Source organism: Phenylobacterium sp., assembly GCF_035276905.1.
Lineage (GTDB): Bacteria > Pseudomonadota > Alphaproteobacteria > Caulobacterales > Caulobacteraceae > Phenylobacterium.
In genome coordinates this window covers 35067-44564 of sequence record NZ_DATELG010000395.1, presented here as the reverse complement: position 1 = coordinate 44564, position 9498 = coordinate 35067, and the positions used below count along the sequence as shown (strand labels likewise).

The window sequence follows — 9498 nt, the reverse complement described above, 5'->3', positions numbered from 1 at the left end:
CATGGCTCGCGCCTCGGCCTGCGTCGCCGGCGCGCGGCCGAGGCCGGCCAGGCGCGCGACGGCCGCGGCCACGATGTCGCCGTTCGCGGGCGTCCTATCGCCCGCGTAATCTTCCAGGCCGACCCTTAGATGGCCGCCGCGGGCGACCACCGCCTCCACGAAGCCCGGCTCCGCCACAAGGTCGCCTCCCAGCACCGCCGCCGCCCAGGGCAGGCGCGACCCTTCCATCATGCGCAGGTAGAGGTCCAAGGCCTCCACCGTCGGCGGCAGGCCGAAGGAAACGCCCGGCCGGCCGTCCAGATAGCTGTGATCGCCACCGAAAAAGAGCTTCAGGAAGCTGCCGGGCGCAAATCGGCCCGCGCGTTCGTAGGCCATCGCCGCGCGGAGGAACGTCGGGTCCCAGATCGAGATCGAGGACGGCACGCCGTGGCGGGCATAACGCTCGAGCGCGCGGTCGAGCGTCGCGTAATCGTTGACGAAGGCCGCCGAGCGGGCCGGATCGGGCTGGCCGTCAGGCAAGGCGCCGCTCAGGTTGACGGATCCCGGATCGATCGGACCCAGGCTCGCCCCGTTGGCCATGGCGCCGGGGATGTGCGCATAGGCGCCCAGTTCGTCATCTGGATGCGGGGCCGCCAGGGTCGGGATGAGAATTGCCTCGGGATGCCGGGCGAGGACGGGGCGCCAGATGGCGCCGTAGCCCTCCGCCGCGGCGGGCCCGGTGATGTTGAAGCTCTCGAGGTGGTTGTGCACCACCGCGGCGCCCGCATCGATGCAGGCGAGGATGTCGCGCGTGGTCTCCGCCGCCGTGACCGGCGCCTTGGAATTGCGGGATTTTGCGGGGCCGCTGACGGCGGCTTCGATGATGATGCGTTCCACGGCCTTGCTCCTCGAACGGCGGGCGCCGAAGGCCGGGCAGGGCCTTCGGGAGCGGGGCAGGCCCGCGAGGGCCCGCCCGCGTCGTCACGCCGGCCGGGGGCTGACGATCGACTTCACTTCCAGGTATTCGTGGAAGCCGAATTGGCCCCATTCACGTCCGTTGCCGCTCGTCTTATAGCCGCCGAACGGCGCGTTCATGTTGAAGGCGCCGTTAATGTTGATCATGCCTGCGCGAATGCGGCGCGCCACGTCCAGGCAGCGGTCGGCATCAGCCCCGGAGACATAACCGGCGAGGCCGTAGTCCGTGTCGTTCGCGATCTCGATGGCGTGATCGATGTCGTCGTAACCGAGCATCGTCAGCACCGGTCCGAAGATTTCCTCGCGCGCGACGGCCATGTCGTTGCTCACCTCGGCGAAGACCGTGGGGCGCACGTAATAGCCCTTGGTCAGACCTTCTGGCCGCCCCAGGCCGCCCGCGACGAGCTTCGCCCCTTCGTCGACGCCCTTCTGGATATACCCCTGGATCTTGTCGAACTGGACCTTCGACACCACGGGCCCATTGGCGACGTTGCCGTTGGGGTCGCCCACGGTGACGGCCGCCGTCGCGGCCCGCGCAGCCTCGACGGCTTCGGCCATGCGCGCGGCGGGAACCAGCATGCGGGAGGGGGCGCTGCAGCTCTGTCCGGAGTTCATCATCATCATCGTGACGCCGGCGCCGACGTTCGCCGCCATTTGAGCGTCGTCGAGAATGATGTTCGGGCTCTTGCCGCCGAGTTCCTGGGACACGCGCTTGACCGTGGGGGCGGCGTTGCGGGCGATGTCCACGCCGGCGCGGGTGGAGCCGGTGAAGGAGATCATGTCGATGTCGGGATGGGACGACATCGCCGCGCCCACGCCCGGTCCGTCGCCCTGGACGAGGTTGAAGACGCCGTGCGGGACCCCGGCGGCTTGCAGGATCTCGGCGAAGATCTGGGCCGAGAACGGCGCGATCTCGCTGGGCTTGAGGACCATGGTGCAGCCCACGGCCAGCGCCGGGAAGACCTTCACCGCGATCTGGTTGAGCGGCCAGTTCCAGGGCGTGATGAGGCCGCAGACGCCGATGGGCTCATGGCGGACCAGGAAGTCGCCGCGCTGCTCCTCGAACTGAAAGGACTTGAGGATTTCGATCGCGGAGGCGAGGTGCCCCAGGCCCATGCCCACCTGCGCGCCGCTGGAAAGGGCGGCCGGCGCGCCCATCTCCTCGGTCACGGCAGCCGCCAAATCGGCATAGCGCTTCTTGTACTCGGCGTGCATCGCCTGCAGCACCTCCAGCCGTTCGCCCGGCGTGGTGCGCGACCAGGTCGCAAAGGCGCGCCGGGCCGCCGCGACCGCCTTGTCCACATCGGCCGCCGACCCCAGCGAAATCCGCCCGCAGGTCTCCTCGGTCGCCGGGTTCTGCACTTCCAGCTGTCGCGGCGTGACAGGATCGACCCATTCGCCATCGATGTAGAATTTCAGATATTCACGCATGGGTCTTGGGACTCCGATCAGAGGTTTGCGAAAGAGAAACGCCGTCCGTCACCGGGCGCCGATGGCGCCGCTCCGGATCAGCCGGCCCGGCAGGGCCGAGGTCGGCGCGTCGTGCCGCTGGGTGACGACGCCCGAGACGATGGTCGCTTCATAGCCCTTGGGATGTTGCAAGAGGCGCGCGCCGTTCGCCGGCAGGTCGCGGGTCACGACCGGCGGGGCGAGCGTCAGGTTGTCGTAGTCGATGATATTGACATCGGCCTTGAGCCCCACGGCCAGCCGACCGCGGTCCGAGAAGCCGTAGAGATCAGCGGTGTCCGCCGTCAGCTTCTTGACGACTTGCGCCAGCGGAACGCGAGGCCCGCGGGACCGGTCGCGCGCCCAGTGCATGAGGGAGGTGGTCGTGTAGCTGGCGTCGCAAATGATGCCGCAATGAGCGCCGCCGTCGCCGAGCGACAGGACGGTGTGGTCCATGTTCATGAGCTCATAGGCGTGGTCGAGGTTCTGGCGGCTGTAGTTGATCGCCGCCAGCATGACCTTGCCGCGGCCGTTGTCCGCCATCACGGCGTCATACAGCACCTCGTACGGCGAGACCCCGCGCGCCGCTGCGATGGCTTCCACGCTTTGCGAGGCGTCCGGCTCGTAGTTGACCGGATTCGACATCGGGTAGAGCTGGCGGAAGTCGTGGGTCGCGTCGTAGAGCGGCAGATCCGGGCGCCCCTTGTCGGCGAGCAGGGCCGCCTTGACCTCGGGCTTGCGCATCTCGGCGACCCGGGCCTCGAGCGGCAGGGACGCCAGGTTCTCGGCATAGAAGGCAAGCGCCGAGAACGGACACAGGCTGGAATCGAGACCGAGGACGGCGCCGACCGGCCGGTTGAAGATCTGGGCGGTGATCGATTGGCCGTTGGCCGTGTCGCGCCGGATCGAGTTCATCACGTCGCGCCACAGATCGGGCGCCTCGTTGGTCGACAGCAGAGTGTAGGTCAGCGGCCGCTCGGCCGCGCGGGCGACGCGGTGGAATTCCTCGTAGTCCTCCAGACACTGGTTCTCGGTGATCAGCACGGTCTGAAGGAGCCCGCGGCCGGCGTCCTTCATGCCCATGGCGATTTCGCGCAGCTCGATCTCCTCGGACTTGAAGCAGGGCACCCAGCGACCGTCCTTGGTGTAGTGGAAGATGTCCCTGGACGTGCTGAAGCCGACCGCGCCGGCCTCCATCGCCGCCCTGGTGATGGCGCGCATCCTCATGCGGTCGTCCTCGTTCGCCGGTTCGAGGTCGATCGCCCGCTGGCCCATCACGTAGACGCGCATCGGCGAATGCGGCAGCAGGACGGCGAAATCGACGTCATACTGTCTGCGATCAAGCGCGTTCAGATAATCGGGGAAGGTTTCCCAATTCCAGGGCAGGCCGGCGGACAGCACCTCGCCCGGGATGTCCTCGACGCCTTCGAACAGCTTCAGGATCTCGTCACGGTCTTCGACCCGGCAGGGAGCGAAGCCCACACCGCAATTGCCCATGATGGCGGTCGTGACGCCGTGCGAGGAGGTGGGCGTCAGCCTGTCGGCCCAGGTGACCTGGCCGTCGTAGTGAGTGTGGACGTCGACGAAGCCTGGCGTGACCAGCTTCCCCTTGGCCTCGATCTCCTCGGCGCCGTCGCCGGCGAACTTGCCCAGGGCGGCGATCTTGCCGTCCTTGATGGCGATGTCGCCTTCGCGAATTTCGCCGCCCGTGCCGTCGGCCAGATTGCCGCCTCGGATCACAAGGTCGAATTCCCTGTTCATGTCGAATCCTGTCGATGCATGGCGGGGTAACGCCGCCGTTAGGGGAAGCTGGCCGCCTAGATCAGGAAAGCAAGGTTGCCGAAGACCTCGTCGTTGTTGATCAGCGTGATCTTCTTGGTCGTAATTTTCGGGGAGCCCTGGTCTAGTCTCAACTTGTGCCGGACACGACCGGAAACAGTCTGCAAAAGGCCCCGGCGGCAGGCGGTTATGTTAACGGTGGAATGGACGATGACTGTACGCGCCTCGCCATCGCCCTCCAGTTCGACGTTGCCGATGACGTGGGCGGTGCGTGTCGGCGGCCTCTGGGCGTAGTTGGTGCGGCTCTTCAGGCGCGCGATCCGCATCCGCAGCCCCGCCATGTCCTCGTTGACCAGCGAGATGTGCCGGCTGCGGTCGACATCGTCGGCGTTGCACGGAATCCAGTAGTGCGCATCCTCGTCCCACAGGGCGAGCCAGTCGTCGTAGCGGTGCTCGTCCATGAGGCGCGCCTCATGGAACAGGAACTGCTGAAGCCTGTGATATGCCGCCAGGTCGGCCAACTCGATCCGCTCCCGTTCGACGCCGCTCAGGCGGCCGTCATCATTTTCTTCCACTGAGCCAGGAAGGCGCGGCTTCCCAGTTCGTCCGTCATCTGGCCGGCGGTCGAGCCGTCCGGGCGTCCGGTCTCGCGGCCGAAGCCGCGGCCGAGGTAGACCCAGGGATCGACCGTCGCGCGGAAGCCTTCGGTTTGCCGCTCGAAGATCTCCATGTCGTCGGTCGCTCCGCCCCCGGACGGGCCGTAAAAGGCCTCGTGGCCGCGAAGCCGCTGCTGGTTCAGCTCCTCGGGCACGCCCTCGAGAAGCACCGGCATCAGGTGGACCTCGGTGCGGTCCACCGCGATCGGACGGATCATGCGGATCTGCGAGGAGATCAGCACCAGGTTGGGGAAGATCAGCACCTGCGGGGCGCTGCGCGCCCACAGGTAGCGCGCATGCTCAGGCCCGTGCCGTTCGACCAGCTGCTGCTTGTACGCTTCGCGCCAGTCGGCCGGAGCGGCGTCGGATCCGATGAACTGAAGCTCCATGCCCAGAGGGGCGGTGTCCCACGCCACATGCCCATTGCCGAGGCTGCGGATGACGGCCGGCGACGTCCCCGTGCCCATGGCCCGGCCATCAACGCCCATCTGGTCGCGAACGATGTCCAGGAAGCTCTGGTGCAGAGCGTTCAGGTGGTAAGCGTCCACGCTGTTTTCGGACTGGAGCTTCCAGTTGCCGTTGTAGCCGTACTTGTGCACCCCTGCCGCAACGCCGATCCGGCCGACCGGCGAAACGTCGATGGCGATGTCGATCTCGGCCTTGGCGAGGGGACCGAGGAACTCGTCGAGCGAGGGGCCGTGGGCGGCCAGGCTGGCGAAGGTGAAGCCGCGGTAGTCGGCGACCCGTGGCGCGGGACGCAGGCCAAAATCTTCCTTGGCCATCGAGTCGTCGTACCGCTCGGCGTAGGGCACACCGATGAGTTCGCCCGTATTGAGGTAGGTCCAGCCGTGGTAGGGGCAGGTAAAGCGTGCGGCCGCGCCCCGTTCCTCCACGCACACCAGCGCGCCGCGATGAGTGCAACGGTTCATCAGCACGCGGACCGCGCCGTCGCGCCCGCGAACAAAGAGGACCGGCTGGCGTCCGATCGTGCGCGTCCGGAAATCGCCCGGATTGGGGATCTCGCTGTCGTGGCCGACGAAGATCCAGCAGGTTTCGAAGATCCGCGACAGCTCGTCGGCGAAGATGGCCGGATCGGTGTAGACGGCGCTGTGGACCCGGTCGTCCTGCACCAGCGTGGCGTACGCGGACGGGTTCGTGGCGCGACCGGGGCCCCAGGGCCTCGGTTCGTCGGTGCAGGAGCCGGCGGCGCGCAGCATGGTTGAATCTCCGGTCTCTGCGGCGAACTGCGTGAACCCACGCGGTCCAGTGCACCTGAACCGCCCCGTGCCTGGCCGGACGAGCCCGCGGCGGCTGTGGAGCGATCTTCTCCTCTCCGCGCCGACGGGCAATGTCGCGATGGGTGACATTTGGGCAGAAATTATCATATCAAGCCATAAAGCGCCCGGCGCCCTTATTGCCGGTCGGTCGTTGGCGCGAAGAGAACGGCGACGAGTCGCGTGATGGAAAGCAAGGCGCAGCGGCGAACCTTCACCGTGCGGGAAACCCTGCAGTTGTCCGCCGGCACGATATTGATCGCCGATCGGGATTTTCATGCGCCGGTCCGCGAATCCTTCGTCCCCGAAGGCGCATTGTGGATCGACATGTGCCTCACGCCGCGGCCGCAAGAGCTCGAGGTCTGCTACACGCGACGCTGGCCCGGCCACCGGTACGAACGGGTGGGACAGGTGTTCGTCATGCCCGCCGGAGAGCCGATGCGGTTCCGGGGCGGCACGGGGCGGCAGACGTCCATCATCTGTCAGCTGAGTCCGGAGCAGCTCGATCACCTGGCCGAACTGAACTTCGAATGGACTGACAGGCGGCTCGAGGCGTGCCTGGATCTTCCCAACTCACGGCTGTCGACGGCGCTGCGTTACCTTGCCGAGGAAGTGCGCAGGCCGGACCTGGCTCGCGAGACGATGGCCGGGTTGATCCTCGGCCAGATCGCCATCGAGCTCGCACGCCATCTGCGCAACATCGACGAGCCGATGACGATCGGCGGCCTTGCCGCATGGCGGCTGCGGCTCATCGACGAACGGCTGGCGAGGCCCGGCGCGCCTCCCTCTTTGCCGGAATTGGCCAGCCTGGCGGCTCTCTCCGTCAGGCAATTGACCCGGGCCTTCCGCGCCAGCCGGGGCTGCTCGCTCGGCGAATACATCACCGACGCCCGCATCGAGCGGGCCAAGCGCCTCTTGACCGGCCACGACAGCGTGAAGGCCATCGCCCGTGAGCTTGGGTTTCCGTCGGGACCCAACTTCTGCCGCGCCTTCCGCCACAAGGCGGGGATGACCCCGCGCCAGTTTCGCGCTCAGGCGAAGGCCAGGGTTCCCGCATCGTGACGCCGCGGGGCGCGGCCATGTCGATATCGGCCTAAACTGGCACTTTCGGCCGTAAACGGAAATTACCGGCCGTTGTCACGGCCTTCGATGATCCATGAAGCTGCGACGTCGCCGGCGGACTGAGAAAAGCCGCGTCGCAAGGCGACGCGCGCGCCGCGCACAAAGGAGAGTGCATGCCTCTCTCGGGGAGGAGACCGGGCCTGGGCGCCGCGTTGGCGTTCGCGGTCGCCATCGGCCTGGCGGGCTGTGGGCGCAAGCCCGCCGACGTGGACGGGGCGCGCATCGCCGCCGCCGATCGGAGCAAGGACTGGCCGTCCTACGGCAAGGGCTATTCCGAGCAGCGCTTCGTCCCGCTGTCGCAGATCACCCCGGCCAACGTCGGTCAGCTTGGGCTGGCATGGTATGCTGAGTACGACACCGATCGCGGCCAGGAGGCGACCCCGCTGATGGTCGACGGCGTGCTCTACACAAGCACCGCCTGGTCGAAGGTCTACGCCTTCGACGCCGCGACCGGCCGCAAGCTTTGGTCCTACGATCCGCAGGTTCCCGGCGCGAAGGCGTTCGACGCCTGTTGCGACGTCGTCAACCGCGGCGTCGCGATCTGGCAGGGCAAGGTCTACGTCGGCGCGCTCGACGGGCGGTTGATCGCGCTCGACGCCAAGAGCGGCACGCCCGTGTGGTCGGTGCAAACGACCGACCCGGCGATGCCCTACACCATCACCGGCGCGCCGCGCGTGGTTAAGGGCAAGGTCCTGATCGGCAACGGCGGCGCCGAATACGGGGTGCGCGGCTATATCACCGCCTATGACGCCGAGACCGGCCGGAAGGCTTGGCGCTTCTACACCGCCCCGCGGCCCGACGGAAAGGCGGACGGCGAGGTCTCCGACAAGGTCCTGCGCGAGAAGGCGGCGGCCACCTGGTCCGACGGCGCCTGGAAGGTGACGGGCGGCGGCGGCACCGTGTGGGACGCGATGGCCTACGATCCGGGGCTCGACCTGCTCTTTGTCGGCGTCGGCAACGGTTCGCCCTATGACTACGTGGCCCGGTCCGGCGGCAAGGGGGACAATCTCTTCCTCTCCTCGATCGTCGCCCTCAAGCCGGAGACGGGCGAATATGTCTGGCATTACCAGACGACGCCGGGAGAGGCCTGGGACTACACCGCCACGCAGCAGATCACGCTCGCCATGCTGACGATCGAGGGAAAGCCGCGCAAGGTGCTGATGCAGGCGCCGAAGAACGGCTTCTTCTACGTGCTCGACGCGGCCACCGGCAAACTGCTGTCGGCGAAGCCCTATGCGGCGATCTCCTGGGCCAAGGGCGTGGATCTGGCGACCGGGCGGCCGATCCTGACCTCCAATGCGCGCTACGAGGCCAGCCCGCAGCTGGTGGCGCCTGCGCCCTATGGCATGCACGGCTGGCAGCCGATGGCGTTCAGTCCGAGGACCGGGCTCGTCTATATCCCCGTGCACTGGACCGCCTACACCTTCGCCGGCCGCAGGCCCTACGTCTTCCGCAAGGGCGCGTGGAACATCGGCATCAACGAGGTGCCGGCGCCCGCCGCGGCGACCATGGGGGAGGAGGCGAGCCAGCGCAGGCTGCTGAAGGGCACGCTCGTCGCCTGGGACCCGGTTCGGCAGAAGGCGGCCTGGAGCGTCGAGCAGCCGCATTTCTGGAACGGCGGCGTGGTGGCGACGGCCGGCGATCTGGTTTTCCAGGGTCTCATCGACGGCAGGTTCCTGGCGTACGACGCCCGCAACGGGCGGCAGCTGTGGTCGTACGAGACGGGCAATGGGGTGATCGGCGGGCCGATCAGCTACGAGCTCGACGGACAGCAATACGTCGCGGTCAACGTCGGCGGCGGCGGGGCGGCGCAGGTCTCCTCGCCCGACCTGCTCCCCGACCGGCCGCGCCTGCCCGGCAGGCTGCTGGTCTTCAAGCTCGGCGGCAAGGCCAAGGCGCCGGCCTACAAGGTCGCGCCGCGCCCCGACGTCGACCTGTCGTCGGTGACGGCGAGCGGCGATCCGGCCCGCGGCTTCCTGCGGTTTTCACAGAACTGCGAATATTGCCACGGCCCTCACGCCAGCGGCGCCTGGCTGCCCGACCTGCGCCGCTCGCCGATGATCGCCAGCAAGGAGGCGTTCGCCTCGGTCGTCCTCGACGGGGCCCTCGAGAGCGCCGGGATGGCTTCGTTCCGCCGCTTCCTCAGCGCATCCGATGTCGAGGACATCCGGGCGTTTCTGGTGGCCGAGGGCCGGCGGCGGAAAACCATGGAGGCGGCGGCGCACGAAGTCCCGCCCGCCGGGCGTTGAGCATTCGAAGGGAGACGC

7 protein-coding genes are annotated in these 9498 nt (G+C 67.8%); 2 read left to right on the top strand and 5 right to left on the bottom strand.

The window, feature by feature from the left end; all coding sequences use genetic code 11:
* The 5 genes from VJS38_RS19115 to VJS38_RS19095 form a co-directional block, all read right to left on the bottom strand.
* Positions 1–876: 3-keto-5-aminohexanoate cleavage protein (locus VJS38_RS19115; RefSeq protein WP_324089739.1), on the bottom strand; the 876-nt coding region annotated here is incomplete at its 3' end.
* Positions 877–960: 84 nt separating this feature from the next.
* The gene (locus VJS38_RS19110) at positions 961–2385 is read right to left on the bottom strand and encodes an aldehyde dehydrogenase family protein (protein ID WP_324089738.1); all 1425 of its coding nucleotides are present in this window, start codon (positions 2383–2385) and stop codon (positions 961–963) included.
* A 48-nt stretch (positions 2386–2433) separates the two neighbouring features.
* Positions 2434–4161, bottom strand: a complete 1728-nt coding sequence (locus VJS38_RS19105) for an N-acyl-D-amino-acid deacylase family protein (RefSeq protein WP_324089737.1) — start codon at positions 4159–4161, stop codon at positions 2434–2436.
* 56 nt (positions 4162–4217) lie between these two features.
* A complete protein-coding gene (locus VJS38_RS19100; protein WP_324089736.1) occupies positions 4218–4700 on the bottom strand; it encodes an aromatic-ring-hydroxylating dioxygenase subunit beta in 483 nt (160 codons plus the stop codon).
* A 26-nt stretch (positions 4701–4726) separates the two neighbouring features.
* Positions 4727–6052: an aromatic ring-hydroxylating oxygenase subunit alpha gene (locus tag VJS38_RS19095; RefSeq protein WP_324089735.1), complete on the bottom strand. Its 1326-nt coding sequence runs from the start codon at positions 6050–6052 to the stop codon at positions 4727–4729.
* Between the two features lie 243 nt (positions 6053–6295).
* Between VJS38_RS19095 and VJS38_RS19090 the strand changes: the two genes are divergently transcribed.
* Positions 6296–7171: a helix-turn-helix transcriptional regulator gene (locus VJS38_RS19090; protein ID WP_324089734.1), complete on the top strand. Its 876-nt coding sequence runs from the start codon at positions 6296–6298 to the stop codon at positions 7169–7171.
* Positions 7172–7344: 173 nt separating this feature from the next.
* The gene (locus tag VJS38_RS19085; protein ID WP_324089733.1) at positions 7345–9480 is read left to right on the top strand and encodes a PQQ-dependent dehydrogenase, methanol/ethanol family; all 2136 of its coding nucleotides are present in this window, start codon (positions 7345–7347) and stop codon (positions 9478–9480) included.
* Positions 9481–9498: the final 18 nt, after the last annotated feature.

Excerpts from the sequence above, each read along its gene's own strand:
- VJS38_RS19110 (WP_324089738.1), bottom strand. The coding sequence starts at position 2,385 with ATGCGTGAATATCTGAAATTCTACATCGATGGCGAATGGGTCGATCCT.
- VJS38_RS19105 (WP_324089737.1), bottom strand. The coding sequence starts at position 4,161 with ATGAACAGGGAATTCGACCTTGTGATCCGAGGCGGCAATCTGGCCGAC.
- VJS38_RS19095 (WP_324089735.1), bottom strand. The coding sequence starts at position 6,052 with ATGCTGCGCGCCGCCGGCTCCTGCACCGACGAACCGAGGCCCTGGGGC.
- VJS38_RS19090 (WP_324089734.1), top strand. The coding sequence starts at position 6,296 with ATGGAAAGCAAGGCGCAGCGGCGAACCTTCACCGTGCGGGAAACCCTG.
- VJS38_RS19085 (WP_324089733.1), top strand. The coding sequence starts at position 7,345 with ATGCCTCTCTCGGGGAGGAGACCGGGCCTGGGCGCCGCGTTGGCGTTC.